The sequence below is a fragment of the Acidisoma sibiricum genome (genome assembly GCF_057837225.1).
Genome location: NZ_JBYQFD010000002.1, coordinates 459,506 through 484,923, shown reverse-complemented (window position 1 = coordinate 484,923; position 25,418 = coordinate 459,506). Strand labels below are relative to the sequence as shown.

Genomic DNA, 25,418 nt, shown 5'->3' with positions numbered 1-25,418 from the left:
CCTCAAAGGGTGGGCGGATGCAGCGGCAATAGACGAGCTGGCCGGAGATCTGTGTCCGCGCGTCCATACATGGATCGCTTCACTGTCTTCAGCCGGTTGATTTGGCCTTCAACTTGGCCATCGCTCAATGGCTCACTGATGGCATTGCGAACGGCGGCCATATCATTGCGCAAAGTCAAAACGAAGCGCCGTATGCCATAAAGGCCGCAGCTATGAGCATCATTCATCCAGTCATCGAGGCGGTCCAGATCTTTGCCACGCAAGATGCCACGGAAGCGCATCGCAAGGCCGCGCATAGTTGCAAAGCTTGGCGAGGGAGAGCCTTTTACGGAATTTCGACAGCGGTGCGGGCCCGGCTGGCGGCCGCCTTGGGCAAGGACCGACCAGCCGCCTTCATTGAGGATGCGGTGGCGTTTCTTGGCGCCGTCCCGACCCTCGTCTTGGTAATGTCACTCAAGATGGTCGAGGTCACTGCGCGTGTCCACGGCGACAAATCCTTCGCGCAGCCCCCCCCGACTATAACAAGATATGACCAGCGCTTACGTCCGGTAACAATCCCCAGGACAAGATGCGCGCTAGTTGATTGGGCCGGCGCGCTCTCATGGTGCCGAGCGCCCCACGCAGCATGGTAGGCAGGCCAATATGACCGCACTCGTTCCAGCATTCACCCACGAAACGGCCACTGCAAAAGTCAGGGGTGCAGAGGACGGCTGGAATAGCCGAGAGCCGCACCGGGTTTCCCTCGCCTACACGGAGAACAGTTACTGGCGGAATCGGTCAGAATTCATAAATGGCCGGAGCGAGATCGTCTCGTTTCTCACGCGCAAATGGAACAAGGAACTGGATTATCGGCTGATAAAGGAGCTGTGGGCCTTTACCGAAAATAGGATCGCTGTCCGTTTTGCATATGAATGGCATGATGACAGCAACCAATGGTTCCGCTCCTACGGAAACGAGAATTGGGAGTTCGACGCATCCGGCCTGATGCAGCGTCGGTTTGCTTGCATCAATGACCTCCAAATCCAGGAGGCTGATCGGAAGTTCCATTGGCCCCAGGGACGCCGGCCGGATGAGCATCCCAATCTCTCGGACCTGGGCCTCTAACAGCCTCGGGCCTTCGCCCACGGCCGGTTCGGCGTCCGCGAGAAAATGCTCTCCTGCCTTCGTCGGAGAGACGCTGCGTGTCGTTCGTTGAATGGCCGAACACCCAACCTGGCTTCGAGCCTTGCGATCGTCTGGCTGAGAGCCGTCGGGGAACGTCGAGCTCCCGCATTAGTTGATCGCATAGGGTTCAGGTTATCACGGACATTCATAGGTCTTACAGTTGCTGCCATCGAGACCGCCAGGGCATCCGCACATGCAAGAAATCACCCATGTCTACATCGACGGCCGCTTCGTCGAGCCACACGGAACCGAGCTATTCGATCTGCATAACCCGGTGACGGGAGAAATCTTCGGGCGCGTCAGGCTGGGTGATGCGGAGGATGCGAAAGCCGGTATTACCGCGGCGAAACGCGCCTTTTCGGCGTGGTCGCGCAGTACGAAGGCGGATCGTATTTCCCTTCTGCATCGTCTTCACGAAGCGATGGAAGCCAGAAAGGAGGCGCTGCTGGACGCGATCATCCTGGAATATGGCGCACCAGTTTCCCGATCGATCTGGATGGCCGCGCACGCATCGAGCAGCTTTTTGGAAGCGACGCGGACTTTAGAAGCGTTCGATCTGAAGCAATGGATCGGCACTGCGGAGGTCATCATGGAACCCGTCGGTGTTGTCGGGCTGATCACGCCATGGAACAGCAACGCAGGCTTCATCTGCAGCAAACTCGCCTATGCGCTTGCAGCCGGATGCACAGCGGTCATCAAACCCAGCGAAATGAGCGCGGCTCAGACGCAGGTCGTGCTCGAAGCGCTGCATGAGGCAGGCGCGCCTGCCGGCCTGTTCAACATCGTCAATGGGCGGGGCGACGTTGTGGGTGCGGAAATCACCGCAAACCCAGACATATCGAAGATCTCCTTCACCGGATCCACTGCGGTGGGCAAAACGATCCTTCGCGACGCCGCCGACACACTGAAGCGCGTGACCCTGGAACTCGGCGGCAAGTCGCCCACGGTGATCCTCGACGATGCCGACTTCGCCAAAGCGATTCCCATGGCCCTGGAAGCCGGTTTTGCGAACAGCGGCCAGGCTTGTATTGCCGGCACCCGCATCCTCGTCCCTGCCTCACGGTTGGACGAGGCGATTGCCGAGGCCAAGACCGCTATCGGGAAGGTCAAGGCGGGCGCGCCGCGTGACCCGGGGACGACCATCGGGCCGATGGTAAGCCAAACCCAGTACGAGAGGGTTCAGCGCTACATTCGGCTCGGCGTCGAGACGGGCGCCACCGTCGTCGCTGGTGGCGAAGGCCACCCGGACGGCCTCGGCGGCTATTTCGTGAAGCCAACCGTTTTCGCCGATGTCACCAACGATATGACGATCGCCAGAGAGGAGATCTTCGGCCCGGTTCTGTGCCTGTTGACCTATAAAGACGAGGCAGAGGCCATTTCGATCGCCAACGACACCCCTTATGGGTTGCAGGCCTATGTCATCTCCTCCGACCTGGCTCGGGCAACGGCGGTGGCGAGCCAGATCGAGGCCGGGCGTGTCATCATCAACGGCGCCCCGCATGATCCTGCAGTGCCATTTGGCGGGTTCAAGCAATCGGGCATCGGCAGAGAATATGGGGTGTTCGGGCTTCAGGCCTACCTCGAGCCGAAGGCCCTCCTGGGTGCGGTCTCAGCCTAAGGGAGGAACGCACCGATGCCGCCCGCGTCTACGCCGAACTGCGAGGGGCGGATGGAGCGGCGCAAACCACCCCCTATGCCGGCTTTCCCGCGGCGTGGGCGGCGGCGCGTGCTTTGGCGAATATGTCCACCGATTGGAAAGATGCGCCCGGCTAGGCCCCTCAGTCCGACCGCTCTTGGGGCGCCCAAACACGGCGCTTACTCGAAGACCTGTCGATATTTCTTAAAGGCGTGCTGCCTCACATTCAGTACGGATCCCTGGTCAAAGGGGCAGCCTACGGGCCCGTAGAAGGCTAATTGCCGATTTCCGGTGAGATAGGGGTTCTTCCCGCCAGCGCAAAGCATGCATCGACGACACGTCCGCAGGTCGCGGGCGGTGTCGCGTTGCAGGGAGGCGAGGCACTCTGAGCTGACCGGCCACCGGCCGACGAAGATCGTGCTTGCCGAAAGCATGGGGGACTCGGGCGGTGCCACAATCGGCGCTCAAGACGACGAAAGTCCCAGGCCGACGCCGGTTCAGCCTTGGGCCCAAGTAAAAGCGCCACGCGCGGCGACGACCATCACCCAGGGATTTGCTCGTTAGCAGAAGGCGGCCGGGTGTAGACGTGTTTGCCAGGGCGGATGCGGAGACTATTGTTCGGCCCGTCACGCTGGCAAAAAACCGAGTAGTGAAGTGAGGGTAGCGGCCTCGCATACCTTGGCGGGCGCCCCGATCGATGATGACTTCATCAAGGTAAAGTCACACGAGCCTGGGCCGGTCGTCACTGTTCCCAACACAAATGGCAGGACTCGGAGGAGATCCGAAAAGGGCTTTGGTGTCTAAACGTTTGTTTGGTAGCTTTATTAAATGGAATTTGAAAGCGTCATTTCGTTTGGGCCCTACCGGCTGATCCCTGCGGCGCGCCTTCTGCTCAGGGATGGAGAGGCTGTGGTCATCGGTAGCCGGGCGCTGGATGTCCTTGTCGCTCTCACCGAAGCGGCAGGCGAGGTCCTGGGACAGCGCGAATTGGTGGCGCGCGCCTGGCCGAGCGTCGCGGTTGGCGAAGGCAGCCTGAGGGTAACAATCGCAGACCTGCGTAAAGTGCTGGGCGATCGCCAGGATGGCTCGCGTTACATTATGAACGTAACGGGGCGAGGCTATTGTTTTGTTGCGACGGTACAACGGTCGACCGCACAGTCACAGGCATCGAGGGCATCTTTCCTTGCGCCAGAACCTCCTCCTGCCCCGAAAAACAGGCTTCCCGCGCGATTGGCCCGCATGGTCGGCCGCGAGGACACCGTCGAGGCGTTGTCCATACTTCTCGCCGCCCGGCGTTTCGTCAGCGTGATAGGCCCGGGCGGGATGGGCAAAACAACCGTGGCCATTTCCGTTGCTCACGCTCTTCTGGTCGACTTCGGCGACGCGGTATATTTCATAGATCTCGGTGCCGTAACCGACCCGACCCTCGTGCCGAGCGCTGTGGCCACAGTGCTGGGAGTCTCACTTCAAGCGCAGGATCCTCTATCCAATCTCCTCGCTATTCTCGCCGATCGCCGCCTTCTCCTTGTCCTGGACAATTGCGAGCATGTCATCGACGCCGCGGCGTCATTGACCGAACGTCTTTATCACGAGGCGCCGCAGACGCATGTCCTTGCCACCAGCCGCGAATCGTTGCGTGTGGAAGGTGAGTATGTTCATCTTTTGGCGCCGCTGAATTATCCGGTCGCCCGAGAAGACCTGACTGCGGCTGAGGCCCTCACCACCCCCGCCGTGCAGTTGCTCATGGAGCGCGCGTTCGCCAGCGGGTACACGTCCGGCCTGACCGATGCAGACGCACCAGCAGTCGCCGCCATCTGTGGCCAGTTGGACGGCATCGCCCTAGCCATTGAACTGGCCGGCAGCCGGATTGGCACCTATGGGCTCCAAGGTACCGCTAATCTGCTCAGTAATCGCTTCAGGCTTCTGTGGCAGGGGCGCCGCGGCGCCCCGCCCCGTCACCAAACGCTGCGCGCGATGTTGGATTGGAGCTTCAATCTTCTATCAGATCGGGACCGGCGCGTGCTTGGCCGCCTTTCGATCTTTATTGGCGTGTTTACGCTTGAAGCGGCTCAGTCCGTCGCCGCCGATGATCAAATCGATGCCATGGATGTCGCGTCGGCAATCGTTAGCTTGAATAGCAAATCACTGATCGCGGTCGTACTGATCGACGGCGCAGCGCATCACAGATTGCTCGATCCGACCCAGGCCTATGCAGCCGAAAAGCTTGCACAAACCGCCGAGGAAAAAACTATAGCTAAGCAACACGCCCAGTTCTACGCACATTACCTTTCAAGCCGTGCTGGTAAGGGTGTTGCGATCACTATTGAAGACGTAGCGGCCGCCAGCCCCTACCTCGGCAATATTCGCGCAGCCCTCGACTGGAGCTTTTCCAACACGGAAGGGGCAGAGGCCGGCGTGCGCCTGGCAGCGGCAGCGGCGCCATTATTCTTCCAGAATTTCTTGTTCGTCGAGTGCATTCGCTGGTGTGAACAGGGCCTTGCTGCATTGCCCAAAAGCGACGAAGGCAGCACGACCCATCTCACCCTGCGGGCATTTCGGGCCGCTGCAGTCATGTTTACCCAAGGCAACAGCAAGGAAGTTCAGGCAGGAATCGAAAGCGCGTTGAGCTTGGCTGACTCGCTCGGCGAGCGCGTCTACCAGACACATCTCCTGGTCGGTCTGGGTATTTTCCTGACCCGTATGGGCGATTTCCAGGGAGCGCTCTCGGTCGCTCAACGCGGCATAACAGTCACGCAGTCAATCGGTACGCCTGGCGCGATCGCGACGGGAGAGACGATGTTAGGTGTCGCCTACCACATGATTGGAGACCAGATGGCCGCTCGGCGCCACTGCGAACGCGGCTTGGCGAAAGCTGAGATCGCGGGCGCGGGACAGGTCGCCTTCTTTGGCTACGATCATGGGATCCGTGCTTTGAAGTCCCTCGCGCGCTGCTACTGGTTGATCGGGTTTCCCGATCTTGCCGCCATGACAGCACGGCGGGCGATTGACGTGGCGAACGCGCGCGATGATCCAGTTAATCTGTGCGTGGCCCTGATCTATACGGCGACGATGTTTCTGTGGCGCGGCGATCTTGATGAGGCAGAGCAGCTTATTCAGAGTCTCGTTGCGCGCGCCTCGCAGCAGTCACTTGGCCCCTATCGTCATGCCGGCCTGGCCCTGACGGGCGTACTTTCTGTTGCGCGCGGCGATTTGACAGAGGGTCTCCAACTCTTACGGCAAGCTCTCGCAGCATTGCAAGCGACAAACTATCGCACCCTGACGCCAGCGCTGCAGGTGGCGCTCGCCGAAGGCCTCATGAGAACTGGGAATGTCGATGAGGCCGCCATCGAGGTCGACGCGGGCTTGGTCCTGAGTGAAACCCTCGGCGAAACCCTGAACATTCCAGAACTGCTGAGAGTCCGAGGAGAGATATTGCTCCAAACGACCCCCGCCGATCCGATAGCCGCGGAGCAATCGTTTCATCTCTCGCTGCGGAAAGCAAACGTCCAATCGGCCCTCAGTCTCGAACTGCGGTCGGGCATGAGCTTGGCGTGCCTCTGGTCCAGTCAAGGCAAATCTGTGGACGCCGCTAACTTATTGGAGGTCATCTACCGGCGGTTTACGGAAGGGTTCCAAACAGCTGACCTGAAACGCGCACGTCAGCTCTTAGCTAGGCTCGGGCGACCCATCCCACTTTGATGCGCCCGGCGGACCGGTCTGACCCTGAACGGTGATGACGGCGTTTAACAACAGATAACACATCCCTCCCCCGCACGTTCCGGCACGATGTGCCTAATTGGAACGAGGCAGCGCGTGAAATGTCTAAGTTGGAGAAACCGCATAATCCCAACGCGGAGAAAGTCCTTGATGGTGAAATGACCACTGGACTGCCGCCAGCCGTGGCCAACCATATCCATGCGATCAACCTTTGCGATCTGACCGCGCTGATGGCGACCTTTGTCGATGATGCGCTCGTCAACGACCAGCTTACGGAATATTGGGGCAAGGAGGCGATTGCTGCCTGGGCCGCTCGGGACATCATCGGCGAGCGATTGACTTTGAAGGTCGTCAAAGCTGTCCGGCATTATGGGCATTACATCATAACCGCACATGCAGGCGGGTCGTTCGATAAGCGCGGACTCCCGGACCCTCTTATTCTTGCCCTCTACCTCTCGCTATACGAAAGTAGAATTGTACAACTCATCATTCTTCGCAATAACTCTGGAATCTAATCTGGCTCGCTACCTTTTACTCTCTCTCCCTGATTGTCGCAGTACAAGCCGCATCAGAAGGTGACGACGGCACGAGCACCCGCAATGATTTCAGTCCGCAGTTTTTGGGTAGGATCATTGGGATTAAGCACACCACTGCCGGGATTATCGACGTATTGTAGATCGGGTTGGACCACGAGCCATCCAGTGACCTGCGCTTGGTAGGTCACCTCCACTAACTCCTCCGTGCCCCGAGCCGGAAGGCCGGAATCGCGATCAAACTCGGTCACGCGAGGGCTGACGCTCCCGATGCCAAAATCAATGCCGGCCTGGTCATTGTCGCGGCCAGAGAATGGTGCTGTCAGGGGCACGCCGCCATTGAAGAAAAGTCGACGAGATTTTGATTAACCGGCGCCCCATAATGCGGCCGAAGATGCTCAACCTTCATGAATTTTCCTCCGTCGATTGCCACACCGACTGGTCGGCCACGGCATACCTGGCGCCGTGCTTAGCCAACTCCTGCGCGTCGGCACTGAAGGCGCCACCGCCGGGGTTGTCATCGAAGACGCCGGCAAGAATGGCGATACTGTCGGTTGGCTTCGCCTGAAACCTGACGCCTAAAGAAGACAGCGGATATGCCGGGCCGCCGCCATAGAGATCGACGGAGGGGACTAAGGGCCACCCGGCCATGGAGTTGATGAAGAGGCCGGAATTTTGGCTTACGATGAACTCGTTATCGATACTCTGCTGTCCAACCTTGATGTCGAACTTGCCCCTCTCGGAAAGCATGATCGTACTAGAGTTCCCAGATCCGCGTCGTATCCTCGGCCTAATTCCCGTTGGCGGCCTGGAGATTATCGAGGTAGGGACCGCCGAGTGATTGTGCGTGGATTTGCAGACCGCTTACATGAAAGGTTGCGCCTTGGAGACCAAACGCCTATCCGGTATCGATCTCCAGGGTCCCGGCCGTCACGCCCTGCGTTGTCGCGCCCTGCTTCACACCCCCCGCGAGGTTGCCCAGCAAATTTTCGCTGTCCGAAATACGCAGCGTGCCGCCGTATTTGCTGAGAATGCCGCGTAATCCGCCATATCACCTAGAAGGTTGCTGCGGCTCCAGAGGTCTGCAGAGACGGCTGCTGGAGCCGCACCCCTCCAGAGTCCGTCTGGCCGGGCCGCAAACTTGGCGATCGCGTTGTAGGTCCCGCTCACATCGATAGTGCCATCAGAAGCGCGGCACCTCCGACTGCCACGACATCTTCGATTAAGGCGGCAGGCAAATCTTTGCCGATCGCCCCAGCCAGACGAGACCGTGCCTCGGCCCCACCCAATGTGCCGACGACCGCGCCGATCAAGCCGGCCACGAGCCCGCCAACCCAAGCATCCCCAGCCAGCCCGACTGCCGCCCCGCAAAAACCGCCGCTCACGAGACGGGCGCCAAACTGCATCGGGACTTTCCGACTCGGCGTTTTCGGCAGTTTGTCAGTCACCAGTTCGACAATCGCGAGCACGGTGAAGATGATCGGCGTGATCTCGGAACCCAGGAAGGCGAGCGACGTATGAGAAAGTTTTAGAGCGCCTAGAAAGGCCGCCCAACTGACGGCGGCAGGCGCGGTCATCGCTCGCAGTCCAGCGATGATGCCGATAAGCAAGGCGACAACATAAAGAGCCATAATGTACCTCCGATACCAACAAGCTTTAGAGTTATCTGCTCACCGATGTTATCATGCGCACAGGTCTCCGAGGTCGGTCATGTAAACAAAGGCGGCTACCGTCGGCGGCCGTTACGAGATCAGATGATCGGCAGCGCTCACCTCTGTGAGGTCACCATGAACGTCCAGAGCAGGGGTGACAGCCAACAGCGTCTTCTTTCTTAAACAAGAAGAACCCTGGATCACCTAGCATCGAAGCGCATGTTATCTCGCGCTAAACGCCGTCATTTCATCGCCGCCGCGTGAGCTGCGTCGTCACGTCGCTGCAGGATGGGTATATTGGAGCATGAGCCAGATGGAGGATAGGGCGCGCAGGCTCCCGACTGGTCAAAGTCAGTCGAGCGATGAAAAAGATCAGGAAACCAGTCTTGCTTCGAAGGTGACATTTGTATTCATAAGCTTGGAAAGCGGGCACCCGAGCTTGGCTTTCATAGCAATAGATTGAAATGTCGCATCGTCGATCTCGGGTATATCCGCTATGACCGAAAGATGTACAGACGTGATAGAGAACCCGTTGCCATCCTTGTCTATGACAACCTCGGACTTGCTGTCCAATTGTTCGGCATGGAAGTGCGACATATCAAGCAGTCGAACAACGGACATTGCAAAGCAGGCAGCGTGGGCAGCGCCGAGTAGTTCCTCAGGATTGGTGACGGGCATTTCGCCGTAGCGGCTGAAGTAGGTATAGCGATAGCTATCCAGCGCGTGACTCTCGGTCGAAACCGAGCCTTTGCCATCGCGCAGGTTGCCGCTCCAGGCTGCGGTTCCATAACGTTTCACGGCCTTTTCTCCATCACTTTGTAGCGGTCGCCGCTACGCGTGCTGACCCGCGGCCTCCAAGATCAGTCGTGTGATCTCATCGGGATGCGAGATCATCGACAGATGGCTAGAATTAAATTCGATCGTCTTCGCGCCCATACGCTTTGCCATGAAGCGCTCGAGGTCGGGATTGATGGTACGGTCTTCGGTCGAGACAGCGTAGAAGGTCGGCTTCGAGCGCCAGGCCGCCACCGTCGTCTTGCCTGCGAGCAGGGCTTTGTGGAACGGCTCCTGAACGGCATAGAGCACCTTTGCTCTTGCTTTCGGCACGTCACCGGCGAAGTCGCGCAGGAACGCGGCCTCGGTCAGACGGCCCTCATCGCCATCGAAAACGATCCCGGCGGATGCCGGGGGTGTCGGATATTTCTTCGCCAGCGCAGTATAATCCTCACCCGCATCCGGCGCCCGCGCCGCCACATAGACAAGAGCGGAGACATTCGGATGCACCCCAGCCTGAGTGACGATCATGCCGGAAAAGGAATGCCCCACAAACACGGTCGGCCCATCCTGCCGGGCTAGCACGCGATTGGCCGCGTCGACGGCGTCAGGCAGCGTCGTCAGAGGGTTTTGTACGGAAGTAGCATTCAGCCCCGCCGCCTGCAGTCGGGCGATCACCGCGGACCAGCACGATCCATCAGCGAACAACCCGTGCACAAAGACGACGTTACGCGCCTTCATGGGAGCAGGCGTGGCGGCGATGCCGCGAGTCGCGGCCAGCGATATGGCAGCTCCAGCAACGACGGTAGCAGAGAACGTACGCCGATCTATCGTCATGAACTTTCTTCCTTCCTTGGGAGAAATCAGCTTCAAACCGCATGATGAACGCGTGTCAGTCAGTTCACATTAAGCCAAGCGTCCAGGAACATGAAATTTGGCCGACAAACAGCCAGTCGAACTTGGAGGAGCTGAGCTCTTGGATAAAGGTGCAAGTGTCTAAAGCCGCTACCGCTACGCTGTCAGGGAACTTTGCGATCAAGCAACAGACGCTGGCGACGATAGGCGCCGCAAATGCCGCTGAGCTTGGCGCCATGGGAACAAGCCGTCTCCAGCTCTGCGCATTTATGGTCGCGGGCGTGGATTTCGCCATCTCCTTCTTCATGAGCTCGGAATAAGCCATCCGTTGGGATTGGCTTGGAAGATGATGACACCGCCGCTATAGAATCGAGCGTTACAACACGTAAGACCGTGCAATCCTCTGTTACCCGCTTTGCCCGAGCATCCATGACATGACACCCCTTGCGCGCGATCCGCTGAGCTTTCCCGTTTATGCCGATTGCGGCTCGGGAGCCCGCTCAGTTGGCCCATGTATACATAGACAACCGGGATGGTGAACAAGGTAAGCAGCTGCGACGCCAGCAAACCACCAACGACGGTACAGCCCAACGGCTAGCGGAGTTCAGAGCCTGTTCGGTGCCCAGCATAAGCGGGACGCCGCCAAACATGGCACAGAACGTCGCCATCAGGATGGGCCTGAAGCGGAGCAGGCAGACTTCGTGAATCGCGCTCTCGATGGATAGTCCACGCTCGCGCTCGGCATGGAGTGCGAAGTCGACCAGCATGATCGTCGATCTACTCAGTCACGTGCCTGGCTGATTGCGCAAAATGATCAGTTGAACAATTTTGTCTTCATGTGGCGAAAAATAGAAGGCAAGCACAAGCGGATCCGGCAACCCGCGCTTGTCGAACAGACCGTCAACATGGGCGGTGACGATCGAGTGACCGTAGTGCTCCACGATACTGACGATTTTCAGGGTCAGCCGGTCACCAATGATGTCGCGCACGGCCCACCCTGTGATCACCTCTTTGCCCCAGTACTCGACGAGTTGATCGTTGACGAGAGCATCATCGACCAAGGTTGCCAGCAGGGCATCAAGGTCTCCAAGGTTGGTCGCGCGAACAAAGGCGGCGACGGCCGGTGGGAGTTGGGAGAGCAGATAATTCGTATCGCCGTCCCCCGTAGCGGATGCGCCATGATCGCCCTGGTCAGAGGTGTCTGCCAACGGATTCTAACTCCTCACAGGCGGATAATCTTGGCTTACTCAATCCCTGGATGCTTGTTATCTCGCGTAAAATGGGGTGATTTTTCATCGGTTCCACATGTGCGGTGCACGAGAGAAAGGCGGCCTGATCCACGAGGGCTCACCACATCCTGACGCATGTCCTCGGTAGATTCTTCGTCGAAACTTCGCGCCTTCGATGTGGAGCGCCTCAGATGGAATTCAGCCACCAATCGGCTGGATTCTGCAGGACGATTAACAGCGCTTTGCACCGCATAACTGGTCCTGAGGTTGATTTGGTGCGAACGATCGGCCTGTAAACACCGAACGATGTCGCTGCGCTGCGAAACAAAAAGAGGGAAGTCACCATGACAACAACCGATCCAAGCCACGCTCCGCCGGCATCTCGCCGCAACATTATTGTCGGCAGCGCGGCGGCGGCCGTTGCCGCTGCTATCCCAGTAATCTCCATAGGGACGGCCAGCGCGGCAACGCTGACTTCAACCCGCAGCAAAGGAACGAATGGGATGAACACAATCACGACCAAAGACGGCGTCCAGATATATTACAAGGATTGGGGCCAAGGTCAGCCTATTGTCTTTCATCATGGCTGGCCTCTGAGCTGCGATGACTGGGATACGCAGATGCTGTTCTTCCTGCAGCAGGGCTATCGGGTTATCGGCTTCGACCGTCGCGGGCATGGGCGCTCAAGCCAAGTTTCGGACGGGCACGACATGGATCACTACGCCGCCGACGCAGCCGCCGTCGTGGATCACCTGGACCTTCGGCATGCAGTGCATATCGGGCATTCGACGGGCGGCGGTGAGGTGGCGCGCTACGTCGCGCGTTATGGCAAGGGACGGGTTTCCAAAGCCGTTCTGATCGCCGCGGTCACCCCGCTCATGCTAAAGACGCCGGGCAATCCGGGCGGGCTCCCCGTTCAGGCCTTCGATGGCCTGCGCGCCGGCCTGGCCGCCAACCGGGCGCAATTCTACCGCGTTTTGCCGGCGGGTCCGTTTTATGGGTTCAACCGTCCCGGCGCGACGCCGATTGAAGGCGTGATCGATAATTGGTGGCGCCAGGGCATGATGGGCGGCGCGAAGCCCCATTACGATGGCATCAAGGCTTTCTCGGAGACCGATTTCACCGAAGACCTCAGGAGCATCGAAGTGCCGACGCTCGTGATGCAGGGCGACGATGACCAGATCGTGCCCTACAAGGACGCGGCCATGCTCACGGTGAAGCTGTTGAAGAGCGGCACGCTGAAAATCTACCCCGGTTACCCACACGGCATGATCACCACGCATGCCGAGGTCATCAATCAAGACATCCTCTCCTTTATCCGCGCATAGATCACTCGATGTCTACTGCCCCCGCGGTCAATGCCGGGGGCAGTCGCTCGACTGTTCCAACTGAATTTGATTCTTAAGAAGAGCCCGCGGCAGCCGAAACGCTAACGTCAAATTCTCTCCACTAGAGCGAGATACGTTCGCTTACGCTCCCTTATTCCGCTCGAGCTCTTTTGTCCGGCCACGCGATCAAGGCATTCGGTCTCCAAGCTTTAGGCAATATCGGATACTAGAATGACCTTTCCCGGTCCGTGGGACCTTGCCTTCAACGCGCCTTGGGAGATCGCGGCGTCTGCCAAGGCGCATGAAGCCGCAACCGTCACTCGGAGCGTTCCGGCCTCGACCATATCAACGAGACGAGCGAGAATCGCGGTGTCTGGTCGGGCGAAGACGCTTGTTATGCCTGGGCCGGCATCTGCTATAGAGCAGAGCCTCGCCCCTGGGCGGCTGCAGCCATAGCCTTCGCTAATTCCCCATGGCCAGCGCAATCCAGGATGGCCGTCACGCCATTAGGCGCTAGCTGTCTGACTTGCTCTGCGATGTCGTCGCCATACGCGACTGGTTCCGCGCCAAGCGACGTCACATAAGCTTTGTGGCGGGCTGAGGCACTTCCAATGGCAGTCGCGCCTGCGCCCGCCGCCAACTGAGCTGCCAGCGAACCCACGCCTCCCGAAGCACCGAGCACAAGAAGGATGTCGACGCTAGAGACGCGCAGTGTACCAATCACCGCGCGATAGGCGGTCGGGCCTGCAAGCGGAAGTACAGAGGCTTCGCCCCATGAGGTATTCTTTGGTTTTCGCCATAGGCGATCGACGGGACCGCTCACAAGCTCGGCATAGGTGCCGTTTATGCCGGATTAACGGCTGCCGCCTTCATGTGAACGATTACAGCGTTTTGTGATAGCTTTGGCTCTGGTAGTTCGCCATATTAGAGAACTTTCGATCCGCCAAAGCGGCTATAGGAAACGCCTTTTATATCGCACCCCCTAGAAGGCCATCGGAAGGTCGAGATAGATGCGGTGCTGCGCTAACATCCAGCGCCCATCGACCTTCTTCAAAATCGGACGGTAATAGCCACTCTCGATTGGGATGACGGCACCTTGCGCCCCCTGGGCTCCTTGGGGCCATCCGCTGTCGGGCTTTTCCGCGCCAATGACGTTGAACACCACAAACTGGGCATCAAGCATCGCGGTATCACCATCTACTTCAATGATAGGGTCATGGGTTGTGTGATGGCTCCATCCCAGAGGCGGATGTGGCTTCATCATCGTGGTCACGGCCGCACCGATGGCTTGCGATCCGATCAACTCGCCTATCAGCACGGGTGCGCCGGCATTGTTATAGAAGATTTCGACCTTGCCCTTGGGCAGGAACAGGTCCGTCATTGCCGCGCTGTCCCGGCGGTCGGCCGCCCGAACATAGCGCGCCAGCACCTCCTGAATGTCACGTTTATCTGACATAATGAGTCTCCTCATATGAGTTGGCATTGGACCCCGAATCCAATCGGCGTCGCAAGTCTGATCCTGGTGTAATTTATCTGCCGGACAATCGTTCGGGTTTCATTCGGCCTAAATTGCAATGATGGATAGTTTCGCAAGTGTCTCTATCTTATATGATGATTTTCACTTTGACCAGAACATCATCATCGGTTGCGCAAGGTGGGGTCTGCGATTCGAAAGGCACTTCTTCCTCGGCAATAGGAAAGCTGGAACACTTGACCGATCGTCCTGATCTCGAGGGCATGCCCAGCGCACCTCCGACCCGCCCCGATGCTCTGTCGCATCTTCTGGCCTGGGTATGGCTGAGGGGTGAAACAGTCTATCGGGCCGAGCTTCACGATCCGTGGCGGCTGCGCTTCCCGCAGGACCTTCCCATGTGCATCTCGTCACCGCAGGCACGCTCGATCTGCGGTTGCACGACGGAGCGGTTGTCCGTCTTGAACCTTGTGATCTAGCTCTTCTGCCGCACGGGCAAGGACATGAAATCGCTTTCGACACGAATGGCGACGCCGACCCTATCGAGGCATTCCATTGTGCCATATATCGAGAGGAAGCCCGCGATGATTGCAGTTCGCTACACATAGCTTTTATCAACCGGGCGCTGCGCGAGAGGGTCATTTCAAATCACCCTCTCTACCCACCGACTGGGCGCACTTCAGGTGCCGATCGCCGTCAAAATTTCATAGTCGCCTCGAGTCCAAAAACTTGAATGCTCGTTTGGGCGTTAAACTGACCCGCATAGGCTAGCCTTAAATCAACCCCGCCCCGTGTTGCCACTGTGAACCGCAGACCAACGTCGCCCATCACGCCGTTGTCGGGGGCATAGCCAATGACTGAAGGCGTGCCGGCCGGCACTTGCTGGAACGCGGCCGTGACCGTCGCGCCACCGCCAGCGAGCCAACCACTTGCACCGAGCTGGAGGGTGGGATGCACGGGCAAGCCAAAAATTTGCACGGTGCCGCTCAGCGCGACCGCAGCGGTGCCCCGTAAAGCAGCTGTCGTGGCTCCATCGACGGACAGATCCAGAGCGCCAGCACCACTTTCCGTCATGGGCGGGGTATCCATCCCGATCACGCTCGCCTCTACAAGCGGCCGGATTTCCCATCCTCCAACGGGGAAGCCGTGCGAGAGACGCCCAGTGGCCGTCGCAAAGGCAATGGTCTGTGAACCGCTCGCGGTTGCGCCAACCGGCCCTTCCGCAACGGTGCGGCTCATTTGCGATCCTTCGGCTCCAGCGCTTAGCGCAACAGCGGCGTCGATCGGCCCTAGGCTATGGGCGGCCGTTAGTCCGGCAGTGCCAATCCAACCCTGGCCATTCGCGTATCCATTTAGATTATTCGTCAGATATTGCAGTCCGGCTCCGAACCCGACTCTCCAACCGTCAGCTAGGTCTGCAAGGCCACCCACACTGGGGCCGGCGCCACTCTGAGAGAAATTCGTCTGTGCGGCGATCGAGTGATAGACGCCGCCGGAGGTATCCAGCCAGAAGACATGGCCGTCATCGGATTCTGTGCGGAAACGCGCTCCCGCGCCGCCATCGAATAACAGATCGTTGTAGCCAAGCGCTGCATAGGTGGTGGCAACACGGCTGGCGGCATAGGCTTGCGGACTAAAGCTTTCATAATCCGTCTCGAGCGCTGCCTCCGTAGGGGCTTGCTCCATATCGGCCAGAGCCGCGTCGATGGGAAGCACCGAGGTTTCATTATTGGCAACGGCCGTAATGGCATCGGCAATCGAATTGGCGGCGGTGGTCGATTTTGTCCCATGCACGGTATAGTCGACTTTGACCTGCGTTTGAATGCTACTGCCAACGTCCTCCTCGTTCAGGACCCCAATGATCGCATCGGCACTCGATGTGGTAGACGTATCAAGAATCTTATTTGTTGATATAAGCGGTGTGATCGCATAGGTGCCAGGAACCATCAGCTCGCCTCCGGGGATCGCCGCGACGACGATCTTACCGCTTAGCGAGGTCTGTCCATTGACTACGATTTGAGATGACTGCAGCTGGCCAGGCTCGGTACCCGTGTTGGCCAGGCTAATTCTCAGGACGCCGCTGCTTGTATTATCAAATTTCCCCGTGATTGTCGTGGTTTGAACGGCAGTGCCGCCGCCGGGCAGGATTGTGCCCGCATTCATCAGCACACCGGAACCAAGATTAACGGTCGCCGCGGTATTGAGAATGCCGCCGCCCTGGTTGTTCAGGCTGTTAGCGCCTGCGCCAAGATTGATCAGCCCGGTGATGGTGCCGTAGTTATTCACCGTATCGTTGCCCGATCCGGTGAACAGCGCCTTCTGTCCGGAAATCACGCCGGTCTTGCCGATTGTGATCGTGTTGTTATTGCCGCCACTCACCACCATGGCCGAGCTGGTCGGAGCGGTGGTGACTATTTGTCCGTTAATCGTGGCGTCGATCGTGCCATTGCCTCCCGGCCCCACGCTCTGCAACAGCACGCCCACGTCATAAGTGCCAAGCGCCTGCACGATGCCCGATTGCGTGAGCGTGACGTTGCCGCCAGTACCGGCCCCAAGCCCCAGGCTGCCCAGAAAGCCTGCGCCACCTGACGTGCCGAGCAAGCCGCCGGCGCCGCCCACGCTTTGCGCCAGAATGCCAACGGTGCCGGAGCCCGTCACGGTTATAGTCCCGCTGTTGTTGACGGAAACATTGCCACCGCTGCCGCCGGCCGAGGTGGCGATGTCGCCGGAGGAAGAGGTAAAGGAGGTGTCGGGGAGGGTGACGCCCGGCACGTCGTTTTCTGCTAGGCCACCGGAATAGTCGCCGGCAACGCCGCCGCCACCGCCCACGCTCTCCGCCATGATGCCATAGGATGCCGTGCCCGCGGTCGCAATCGCGGCACTATTGCTCACAATGACGCTGCCGCCATTGCCGCCGTTGCTGCCAAGCCCGGGCACCGTGATCTTGGGTGCCAGCACCGGCACACCGTCTCCGCCCGTGCCTCCGCCGCCGCCCACGCTCTGGGCGAAGATCGCCGGGGCATAGCCGCGCTCCGTTGTGATGGCGCCAGTATTGACGACGCCCACCGTGCCGCCGGACCCGCTCGCGCCGCCAAACCCGCCGATCGACAAGCCAACGGCCGATGTCGGAGCGGAGAGCGGCGAATTCGTGTCGCCACCATTACCGCCGCCACCACCGATGCTCTCCGCCATGATGCCAATCCCGGAATCGCCGGTCGTCACCAGGGTCGCGCTATTGTCCACGGTAACGACACCGCCATTGCCGCTGCTGCCGCCCTGACCGCCGACATTGACCCGGCCTGGCAGCCCGAACCCACCATCGCCGCCGCCACCGCCGACAGATTGCGCCTCGATCGCGATATCTTCCGTGCCGGAGGTCGTGATCGAGGCCGTGTTCCGGACACCGACCGACCCACCGGAACCGGAGGCGCCGCCGCTGCCACCGACATTGATCGAGATCGGATAGACGGACTCCTTTCTCGCCACGACGTTCGCCAAGGACAGAAGCGAAAGAAACTCCGATCCGTTTGCCGAGAGATCTCCGCCCGTGCCGCCGCCGCCGCCCACACTCTGGGCCTCGATGCCGCGGGCATTGGCGCCGGACACCGTGATCGCGGAATTGTTCGAGACCGAAACTATGCCGCCGTTTCCAGAGGCTCCCCCTTCTCCGCCGACGGACACGGAAACAGCGAATGCCTTCCCCGCTTCTGGATTCCCCGGCGACAAGAGCGAGAGGGTCTGTGCGACGCCTCTGGCATCGCCACCATTGCCGCCGCCGCCACCGACAGATTGCGCCAAGATGCCGTCGGCGCTGCCGCCCCTGGTCGCGATCGGCGCAGAGTTGGCGACGGTGACGGTGGAACCCTGGCCGGCCACGCCACCATTCCCGCCGACCGCGAAGGACGCGCTGCCACCGCTCTGCGCCGAGATGAGGCCCGAGGTGGAGGATGCCAGGCCGCCGTTGCCGCCGCCACCGCCGACACTTTCCGCCAAGATGCCGCTGGCGCTATTTCCCGATGTGTTCAGAGCGCCCGAGTTGCTGACGAACACGGTGCTCGCGTCACCCCCTTTGCCGCCTTTCCCGCCAACCGCGACAGTCAGATTCGCGGAGAGGTAGCCGCCCGAATAGCTCTGAGCAAAGGCGAAACCGCCATCACCGCCGCCACCGCCCACGCTCTGCGCCACAATATCGCTGGCCTCGTCGGCAAAGGTCTGGACGGCACCGGATTGGCTCACCTGGACCGGAGCGCCCGTGCCCCCGCTGCCGCCCGCGCCGCCCACAGTCAGGTTGGCGCTCCAGGAAGATTTGCCGCTGATCTGAAGCGACCCAGCACTACCGCCATCGCCGCCGCCTCCGCCCACACTCAAGGCGAGTAGGCCGAACCCACCCGCTGCCGGTGTCGAGGCGGTCGATTGTGGCAAGGTAATATTGCCGCTGTTGGAGACGGTGACGGTATTGCCGTTGCCGCCGCTGCCGCCCGACCGACCGACCGTGACGCTTGTCGTCAGCGACGAACTCGCGCCAAGCGCGAGAGTTCCAGAGAAGCCGGCATTGCCGCCGCCGCCGCCATCGCTTGTGGCGATAATACCTGAGGACCCCGTGCCGGCAACCGTCACCGCCCCCGTGTTCCTGACGGTGACGACGCCTGCATTGCCGCCAGTTCCACCGCCGCCTCCGATCCCGATGGTGATGCCTTTGGGTGAACTGCCCGCGGTGATGTTGCCCGCAATCGCGAAACCGCCCTCACCGCCACCGCCACCGATGCTTGAGGCGACAACGCCATTGGCAAGGGCGCCCCCGGTCTTGATGGTTGCTGCGTTGACGACGCCGGACTTCCCGCCATTCCCGCCATTGGCGCCCGAACCGCCGACAGCCACACCGAACCCGGCCTGGCCCATGGCCAGATTGCCCGAGATGGCGAAGCCACCGGAGCCGCCACCACCGCCCACGCTCATACCATCGATGCCGTCGGATAATGGCCCCGCGGTAGTGATGGCGCCTGTCGCATTCACACTCGCCGCGCCGCCGGCGGCCCCGCCGGCGCCCGAGCCGCCGATGGCCGCGTTTCCGCTGAGCGAGCCGCTACCGCCGGTGACGCCGAGCGCGAACCCGCCCGAGCCGCCGCCGCCGCCGATGGAGGTGGCGCTAAGGCCCGCTGACGATGCGCCCAAGGTCGAGATCGTGCCGCCGCTCAAAGTCGCATCGGCCGAGCCGCCGCTGCCGCCCGAACCGCCGCCGCCGCCGACCGCGACGCCGAGTGTCGCGGGTCCCCGGCTGAGCGATACGGCCCCGGCGAAGCCGCCCGCGCCGCCGCCACCGCCGACGGACGCGGCACTCACACCAGGCGAATCTAGGCCCGCGGTGGATAGCGTGCCGTTGAACGAAGCCTCCGCGGCCCCGGCCGCTTGGCCGCTGCCGCCGCTGCCACCCACCGCCGCGCTGAGCGCGGCCTGGCCGCCTAAGGCCGCTGCGATTGTGACGCTGCCGTTACCGCCGCCACCCGCAATCGATTCCGCCAAAATCCCGGCGGAGTCATTGCCGTTCGTCGTTACCCTGCCTTGGGCATCCACAACGGCAATGCCGGAGGTGCCACCATTGCCACCCCTGCCGCCGATACCCAGAGCAAGCGCCCCCCCGACGGAGCCCGCGCCTGCGATCGTCAGACCTGCATCGCCGCCGCCACCGCCTTCTGACTCCACCTCCAGCCCGGGCGAGAAATTACGCATGGTCGTAATGCTGCTATCGGCGCCGAGCCAAGCGACAGCCGCGGTACCGCCATTGCCACCGCTGCCGCCGGACCCACCCACCGACACGGCTGCCGAAGCATTGGTCGATAAGGCAAGGCTCAAGGCGAGCCCGCTCTGGCCGCCGCCGCCCCCCGCGGATTGTGCCAGAATTCCGGCGGCATCATCACCGCCAGTGGCGATACTGCCCCTCCCGGCCATGAGGATGGAGCCAGCACTCCCGCCATTCCCGCCGCTGCCGCCCACAGCGGTCGAGACGGCAATATTGCCCACTGCGGCACTTGCCGCCCACCCGCCGGCGCCACCGCCGCCGCCGGTTGATTCCAGAGACAGGCCTGTCGACCCATTGCCGCTGGTCGAGATGGTGATGGGTTGTTGCGAGCCGGATTGGTTGACCCAGATGTTGCCACCATTGCCGCCACCGCCGCCACTGCCGCCGACCGCCAACGAGAAGACGGGGCCAACAGACACAGAGTAGCCGCCGGTGCCGCCACCGCCGCCGATGGACTGCAACTGCACCCCATCCGATTCCGCGCCCTTGGTATCGAACAGCGAACCGGGCCCCTGGGCCTGGAAGGAGATGTTGCCGCCGTTGCCGCCGCCGCCGGCATCCCCACCGACGTTCACAATACCCGCGCCGCCACCACCACTGCCGCCGCCGCCGCCGACCGATTGGGCCAAGAGGGCGGGAGCGAAGGGCCCCCGCGTGAAAGTCTGCGTGATGTCGTAGCTGTTGATATTCCCAAAGCGGAGGGAAATGGCACCCGCGTTGCCACCGCCCGCGCCGGACCCGCCGACCGTGGCAATGCCCGACGAAGACCCGCCAGCGCCGCCACCACCGCCGATCGACTGCGCCTCGATCCCCACGGCGCCGCTCCCGTCCGTGATCAGGAGGCCATGGAAGTTCACGCCGACGGAACCGCCATTGCCGGATGACTGACCCGCACCGCCCGTGACGGCGATGCCCGATGCGCTGCCACCATTGCCGCCGAATCCACCGATGGACTGCGCCAAAAGCCCGATCGACTGGTTCTGGGTCGTGACAACCGTGCTGGCCAGTTCCACGGTGACGGCGCCACCGCTGCCGCCCGTACCGCCGCCGCCGCCGCCGCCGCCTACATTGCCATTGCCCCCGGGCCCGCCAAGTCCGCCATTGCTCTGAGCCAGGACACCGATCGCACCCACGCCGTTCGCTCTGATCTGGGTATCGTTGATCAGGTTGACGGCGACGGCGCCGCCATTGCCGCCATTGCCACCCCGGCCGCCACCGGTTGAGAGGTTCCCCGTCCCACCCTTGCCACCATTGCCGCCGCTGGAGATCGCCGCCAGCCCAACGGCATTGGTTCCATTCGCATTGATGCTGGCGTTGTTCGTCGACACAGTGACGGCGCGGCCTGCCGCGCCGAGCCCACCAACCGCGCCGCCGGCGCCCAAAGTGCCACTGCCGCCGCGCCCGCCGGCGCCCCCGGTCGACTGCGCGAGCACACCTATCGCCTGATTGCCACTGACGGCGATGCGCGCACCGGGTAGCGTCAGGGCGACGGTACCGGTTTCCCCTCCCCGCCCGCCCTCGCCGCCACCGCCAAAAACCGCGCCACCACCGTTGCCGCCCGCGCCGCCCTGGCTCAAAACCCGTACGGCGATCGAACCGGATGAGGCAGAGCCGGAAAACTGTTCGCTCGGACTGCCGCTGCTATCCCCTGCAGCTCCGCTACCCGGGTCAAAGCCATCGCCGCCGCTTTTTCCGTTGTTGGCGATACTAGCAAAGTCGAGCGCCACACCGCCTGGGTTGCTGAAGTCGCCGACGCAGACCCGGATATTGCCCTGATTAGAGCAGGTTCCGGCCTCGGCCCCGCCTGGAAGACCTAGAATGGCGAGGGAGGCAAGGAGCTTGCGAAACATATCTACTTCCCGGGAGGTTATGAGGGTCCAAACCCTCGGTTGCCGCGCCTGCATTCCCAATCGGCTGGGATTCGCGCACAGCCCGAACGAGTCTATATCGTAACGCCTTGAGGCCAGTTAGGCTGGCAGTCCCGTCGTACCCCGGATTTAATTGACTACCGGTCCCGGCGATTTGGCGGCGAAGCCACATGCTGCAATGCAGGCCGGCCGTAGGGTAGTGCGTATGGAGGTGACGGTGGGCGCCTGATGGACCGCGATCGTTTCACGACCGATCGCTAAAAGGTCTACCGGCCCACCTTCGATATTTTAAATCGCGCGTAGGGACACTCTGAAGCGAATGTCGGAATCAGCGGACCATTAGGTAATATGTGATTCTAGATGAGCTTTTGAATTTGACGTTTGATCGCGCGGTTGCGGCAGGCATGGTTCAAACGTCAAATTCGCTCCACTAGCTGCGCTCAAGGTTCATCTGGCGCATGTCTTTGGGCTTCATGCCATAGGCGCGCTTGAACATTCGGTCGAAGGTTGAATGGTCGGCAAATCCACTTCGGAACGCGATGTCGTTGATCGGGAGATGACGGTAGCGGCTCGCATTGAGCATCTGCCTTGCATGAGCAAGACGGGCCCGCCAGATGCAGGCCGACACACTGTCACCATGCTTGGCAAATGCCCGGTAAAGCACGCTTCGGGAACACTTCAAGTGCAGCACGACAGACAATGGGTTCGTTGCGAAATTAGTACAGTCTTGGACGATATGTGCTTTTGCCGCATGGTACAGCCCTTCGTCCAGTACCACGGCATCGACAAGGGTGCCGGCCTCCTCCGACAGCGCGACAAGCGCCAGCTGCATGGCAATGTCCAACGCTAGAATCTGCTGTTGGGGCTGCATATGCGCAGCATTGTCGAGGGTCACCTGTAGATGCGAACGCAAAACATCGGCAATGCCGTCGGACCGCATCAGCCGACCGGCCAGCCGGCTAGGGTCTGGACAGATCGCCTTCACTTTCGCCCGTGGAATGAACAGGCTGATCGCCCGGTGCTTATCACGCTTGATCTCCGTCGCCAGAGTGCAATCGTTTATCATCATATCGCCAGTGCGCATGGCGACCCTGGCAGCGCCATGCGCCACGTAGGTGCTGGGCGACAGGAGCATCAAATTGAGGCTGATATCATCGCGCCCGTCGGCGCGGCAGCGCGCGGTGTCGCGCCGCACCTGCTGCGGACCGCCGCTATGGTCCAGCAATTCCCCGCCCAACCCTGCCAGCCGTGTCAGCTTGGCGCGAAACGGCGTGCTTTCATCCAAACCGGGCAGGCTGTCCAGCCGGCGCAGCACGCCGCTATGCCAATAGTCGATACGATGCGCCGGGGGCACGGAATCGGTCGAGAACGAGGCAATCGACACCGCGTCAAACTCTGGCGGCGCCCCCAGCGGGCCCACACGGTCGGAACTCTTGATCATTGCGAAGACGTTAGCAGCAACCCCGGCCCTCTTAAAGCCGCAATGCGCGTGGTGATGGGGCTGGGACTGCGGGCTCAGCCGACTGACGGGACCGGCGACCGTCTTGGTGACGGCTATGCGGCGAGGACGCCTGCCAGCATCGCCCGCACGGCCAGCTGCACCTGCCCGTGGCTTTGGGCGCGCGAATAGCCCATCTCCTCGATGGGAGGCAGGCTACCCAGAGGCTCATGCTCTGCCCAGTTCACTGCTACCGAGCCAGACGCAATCCCAAGCGCTAGCAGGGCGTCGCCTCGGCTCCGCCTGCATATTCGCGCTATGCAGCCGTCATGATCGAGCAGGGCCGAAAGAAATGCCCGATCGAGCGCCGTTAACGTGACAGTGCCCCACACATCTATGACGTCGCTCTAGCCAGTTGGCGAGCTTCCAGCCCAAGCTGTGATATCCTTGATGAATAATTCTGGCACCTCCATCGCGGCGAAGTGGCCGCCGCGCGGCTGAGTTGCCCAGCGGGTCACATGATAGCCGCGCTCGACCCAGGACCGCGGAGGCGGAGCCATCCTGGGGTCTGGATAACACGTAAACGCGGTTGGAACTTCGACACGCCGTCCCGCCGGCATAGTACGCGCTGCTTCTTCGATCGCACCGGCATAGAACCAAGTGGACGAGTTGAAGGCATCGTTCAAAACATAGATCATAACGTTAGTAAGAAGTCGGGTTTTGTCGAATACATCCTCAAGCGAACGTTCCGACAGATCGCTCCAATCGTGGAAACGCTCGACAATCCAGGCCGCCTGGGCGACCGGATTATCGACCATCGCATAGGACAGCGATTGCGGCCGAGTATTGTGGAGCATCGCATAGGCGCCGAGGTCCGCCTGCTTGGCCTCGAAAGCCACTTTCCAGGCCTTTTCCTCCTCGGTGTCCGGCACGGCATCCGGCTGCACCAGTAGGTAGTTGAGGTGGATACCCTTGACCGCCTCTGTATACTGGAGCCCGAGCCACGCGCTGACTGCAGACCCCCAATCGCCCCCCTGCGCGTGATAACTTGAATAGCCAAATGCCCGCATGAGTTGGTGGAACAACCGCGCCGTCGTCCGCGCACTCGTTGGTGCGGCGGGCTTGCCGGAAAAGCCATAGCCAGGGAGAGAAGGAATAACGAGGTCGAAGGCATCCTCGACTCGGCCACCGAACCGCGATGGAAAGGCGAGAGGTTCGATGACCTGCCAGAACTCATAGACGGATCCTGGCCAGCCATGGGTCAGGAGAAGCGGGCGACGTCCCCTAGCCTCACCCACGACATGCAGCGCGTGAAGATCGAGCCCATCGATCTGGACCATCCACTGGGGAAAGCGGTTGAGCCGTGCAGCGGCTCCCTCGAAGTCGAAGCCGTGTTGCCAGAATATGCACAGTTCCCTGAGGAATTCAGGATCGCAGCCATAGCGCCAACCCGCATCGGCGGGCGCTATGGGGAAACGATAACGGCCGATCTTGTCCCGCAGGGCGGTGATCGCATCTCGGCTCCATGTCACTTCGAATGGTTTCATGTTGCTACCTCGACGGCGGATAGCCGGAGCTTTCGGTTACAAGACGTCACCGCCCAACCCGGTTCGGATCGAATGATGACATTATTCAGGCTAGCGTCAATTCATCGGATCAAGAATCGGATGAATTAGCCTCCGGTCCCGATCAGAAAATCATCCTGCTTATGACAAACTTGTCAATCGCCACGATGAAATCATCGCAATTCCCATCAGTAATAGGCAGGCTCAGCGCGGGCATGCCGCGCCGCGCGATCCAGAATCCGTCCGCCACCAGATCGAAGAACAGCAGTTGCTGCGACAGCGGATCGGCCGCCGCAAGGTGGCCTGGGGATCGGATGATACTCCCTGACCGAATGAATGGTGAGCAGCAATCCGATGCCTATTGCCTGCATCACAACACGGTGCTTCTGAA

General features: G+C 60.9%; 17 protein-coding genes and 4 pseudogenes. 7 read left to right on the top strand and 14 right to left on the bottom strand.

The features are described from left to right. Positions 1-2: 2 nt before the first annotated feature. Complete coding sequence (locus AC3G7M_RS20605) at positions 3-281, bottom strand: transposase (protein WP_489217134.1); 279 nt, start codon at positions 279-281, stop codon at positions 3-5. A 63-nt stretch (positions 282-344) separates the two neighbouring features. Here AC3G7M_RS20605 and AC3G7M_RS20600 point away from each other — a divergent pair. From AC3G7M_RS20600 to AC3G7M_RS20580, 5 genes and pseudogenes are all read left to right on the top strand, one after another. After that, positions 345-428 (top strand): annotated as a pseudogene (locus tag AC3G7M_RS20600) (DUF4126 domain-containing protein); the annotation flags it as partial. Positions 429-642: 214 nt separating this feature from the next. Beyond that, entirely contained in the window at positions 643-1,104 is a 462-nt protein-coding gene (locus tag AC3G7M_RS20595) for a nuclear transport factor 2 family protein (RefSeq protein ID WP_489216519.1), read from the top strand. A gap of 253 nt (positions 1,105-1,357) precedes the next feature. Continuing rightward, the gene (locus AC3G7M_RS20590; protein ID WP_489216517.1) at positions 1,358-2,782 is read left to right on the top strand and encodes an aldehyde dehydrogenase family protein; all 1,425 of its coding nucleotides are present in this window, start codon (positions 1,358-1,360) and stop codon (positions 2,780-2,782) included. Positions 2,783-3,628: 846 nt separating this feature from the next. Then, positions 3,629-6,499 (top strand): ATP-binding protein, encoded by a 2,871-nt coding sequence (locus tag AC3G7M_RS20585; protein WP_489216515.1) that lies wholly within the window; start codon positions 3,629-3,631, stop codon positions 6,497-6,499. A gap of 119 nt (positions 6,500-6,618) precedes the next feature. Beyond that, a complete protein-coding gene (locus AC3G7M_RS20580; RefSeq protein WP_489216513.1) occupies positions 6,619-7,032 on the top strand; it encodes a nuclear transport factor 2 family protein in 414 nt (137 codons plus the stop codon). 53 nt (positions 7,033-7,085) lie between these two features. Here the strand turns inward: AC3G7M_RS20580 and AC3G7M_RS20575 are convergent. From AC3G7M_RS20575 to AC3G7M_RS20545, 7 genes and pseudogenes are all read right to left on the bottom strand, one after another. After that, positions 7,086-7,385: pseudogene (locus AC3G7M_RS20575) on the bottom strand (carbohydrate porin); the annotation flags it as partial. A gap of 70 nt (positions 7,386-7,455) precedes the next feature. Beyond that, the gene (locus AC3G7M_RS20570; protein ID WP_489216511.1) at positions 7,456-7,800 is read right to left on the bottom strand and encodes a carbohydrate porin; all 345 of its coding nucleotides are present in this window, start codon (positions 7,798-7,800) and stop codon (positions 7,456-7,458) included. Between the two features lie 416 nt (positions 7,801-8,216). Beyond that, positions 8,217-8,681, bottom strand: coding sequence for a DUF4126 family protein (locus AC3G7M_RS20565; protein ID WP_489216509.1), 465 nt, complete (start codon positions 8,679-8,681; stop codon positions 8,217-8,219). A 393-nt stretch (positions 8,682-9,074) separates the two neighbouring features. Continuing rightward, a complete protein-coding gene (locus AC3G7M_RS20560) occupies positions 9,075-9,500 on the bottom strand; it encodes an OsmC family peroxiredoxin (RefSeq protein WP_489216507.1) in 426 nt (141 codons plus the stop codon). 33 nt (positions 9,501-9,533) lie between these two features. Then, complete coding sequence (locus tag AC3G7M_RS20555) at positions 9,534-10,313, bottom strand: alpha/beta fold hydrolase (protein ID WP_489216505.1); 780 nt, start codon at positions 10,311-10,313, stop codon at positions 9,534-9,536. Between the two features lie 516 nt (positions 10,314-10,829). Next, positions 10,830-11,101: pseudogene (locus tag AC3G7M_RS20550) on the bottom strand (efflux RND transporter permease subunit); the annotation flags it as partial. 15 nt (positions 11,102-11,116) lie between these two features. Then, positions 11,117-11,539, bottom strand: a complete 423-nt coding sequence (locus tag AC3G7M_RS20545; RefSeq protein ID WP_489216503.1) for a hypothetical protein — start codon at positions 11,537-11,539, stop codon at positions 11,117-11,119. Positions 11,540-11,904: 365 nt separating this feature from the next. Here AC3G7M_RS20545 and AC3G7M_RS20540 point away from each other — a divergent pair, with 365 nt between their 5' ends. Further along, entirely contained in the window at positions 11,905-12,888 is a 984-nt protein-coding gene (locus AC3G7M_RS20540) for an alpha/beta fold hydrolase (protein WP_489216501.1), read from the top strand. Between the two features lie 415 nt (positions 12,889-13,303). Here the strand turns inward: AC3G7M_RS20540 and AC3G7M_RS20535 are convergent, their stop codons facing one another. Together AC3G7M_RS20535 and AC3G7M_RS20530 are read right to left on the bottom strand one after the other, a co-directional pair. Then, positions 13,304-13,549: a zinc-binding dehydrogenase gene (locus tag AC3G7M_RS20535; protein ID WP_489217132.1), complete on the bottom strand. Its 246-nt coding sequence runs from the start codon at positions 13,547-13,549 to the stop codon at positions 13,304-13,306. A gap of 321 nt (positions 13,550-13,870) precedes the next feature. Then, positions 13,871-14,344 (bottom strand): nuclear transport factor 2 family protein, encoded by a 474-nt coding sequence (locus AC3G7M_RS20530; RefSeq protein WP_489216499.1) that lies wholly within the window; start codon positions 14,342-14,344, stop codon positions 13,871-13,873. A gap of 376 nt (positions 14,345-14,720) precedes the next feature. Here AC3G7M_RS20530 and AC3G7M_RS20525 point away from each other — a divergent pair. Next, positions 14,721-15,092, top strand: a pseudogene (locus AC3G7M_RS20525) (cupin domain-containing protein); the annotation flags it as partial. Here AC3G7M_RS20525 and AC3G7M_RS20520 read toward each other — a convergent pair. The 4 genes from AC3G7M_RS20520 to AC3G7M_RS20505 form a co-directional block, all read right to left on the bottom strand. Further along, positions 15,056-22,006 carry a hypothetical protein gene (locus AC3G7M_RS20520; protein WP_489216497.1) on the bottom strand — a complete coding sequence of 2,317 codons (6,951 nt, stop codon included), beginning with the start codon at positions 22,004-22,006 and terminating at the stop codon, positions 15,056-15,058. The pseudogene AC3G7M_RS20525 and the gene AC3G7M_RS20520 overlap by 37 nt on opposite strands. Positions 22,007-22,454: 448 nt before the next feature. After that, on the bottom strand, positions 22,455-23,465 hold the full coding sequence (locus tag AC3G7M_RS20515) for a helix-turn-helix domain-containing protein (protein ID WP_489216495.1): 1,011 nt from the start codon (positions 23,463-23,465) through the stop codon (positions 22,455-22,457). A 113-nt stretch (positions 23,466-23,578) separates the two neighbouring features. Further along, positions 23,579-23,710, bottom strand: a complete 132-nt coding sequence (locus AC3G7M_RS20510) for a hypothetical protein (protein WP_489216493.1) — start codon at positions 23,708-23,710, stop codon at positions 23,579-23,581. A 159-nt stretch (positions 23,711-23,869) separates the two neighbouring features. Next, the gene (locus AC3G7M_RS20505; protein WP_489216491.1) at positions 23,870-25,009 is read right to left on the bottom strand and encodes an epoxide hydrolase family protein; all 1,140 of its coding nucleotides are present in this window, start codon (positions 25,007-25,009) and stop codon (positions 23,870-23,872) included. Between the last annotated feature and the right edge of the window lie 409 nt (positions 25,010-25,418).

What these genes read in the sequence shown, in the direction of transcription:
- AC3G7M_RS20540 (WP_489216501.1), top strand. Translation starts at nt 11,905, where the DNA reads ATGACAACAACCGATCCAAGCCACGCTCCGCCGGCATCTCGCCGCAAC.
- AC3G7M_RS20605 (WP_489217134.1), bottom strand. Translation starts at nt 281, where the DNA reads ATGCGCTTCCGTGGCATCTTGCGTGGCAAAGATCTGGACCGCCTCGAT.
- AC3G7M_RS20565 (WP_489216509.1), bottom strand. Translation starts at nt 8,681, where the DNA reads ATGGCTCTTTATGTTGTCGCCTTGCTTATCGGCATCATCGCTGGACTG.
- AC3G7M_RS20505 (WP_489216491.1), bottom strand. Translation starts at nt 25,009, where the DNA reads ATGAAACCATTCGAAGTGACATGGAGCCGAGATGCGATCACCGCCCTG.
- AC3G7M_RS20520 (WP_489216497.1), bottom strand. Translation starts at nt 22,006, where the DNA reads ATGTTTCGCAAGCTCCTTGCCTCCCTCGCCATTCTAGGTCTTCCAGGC.
- AC3G7M_RS20515 (WP_489216495.1), bottom strand. Translation starts at nt 23,465, where the DNA reads ATGATCAAGAGTTCCGACCGTGTGGGCCCGCTGGGGGCGCCGCCAGAG.
- AC3G7M_RS20580 (WP_489216513.1), top strand. Translation starts at nt 6,619, where the DNA reads ATGTCTAAGTTGGAGAAACCGCATAATCCCAACGCGGAGAAAGTCCTT.
- AC3G7M_RS20555 (WP_489216505.1), bottom strand. Translation starts at nt 10,313, where the DNA reads ATGACGATAGATCGGCGTACGTTCTCTGCTACCGTCGTTGCTGGAGCT.
- AC3G7M_RS20570 (WP_489216511.1), bottom strand. Translation starts at nt 7,800, where the DNA reads ATGCTTTCCGAGAGGGGCAAGTTCGACATCAAGGTTGGACAGCAGAGT.
- AC3G7M_RS20585 (WP_489216515.1), top strand. Translation starts at nt 3,629, where the DNA reads ATGGAATTTGAAAGCGTCATTTCGTTTGGGCCCTACCGGCTGATCCCT.
- AC3G7M_RS20595 (WP_489216519.1), top strand. Translation starts at nt 643, where the DNA reads ATGACCGCACTCGTTCCAGCATTCACCCACGAAACGGCCACTGCAAAA.
- AC3G7M_RS20530 (WP_489216499.1), bottom strand. Translation starts at nt 14,344, where the DNA reads ATGTCAGATAAACGTGACATTCAGGAGGTGCTGGCGCGCTATGTTCGG.
- AC3G7M_RS20590 (WP_489216517.1), top strand. Translation starts at nt 1,358, where the DNA reads ATGCAAGAAATCACCCATGTCTACATCGACGGCCGCTTCGTCGAGCCA.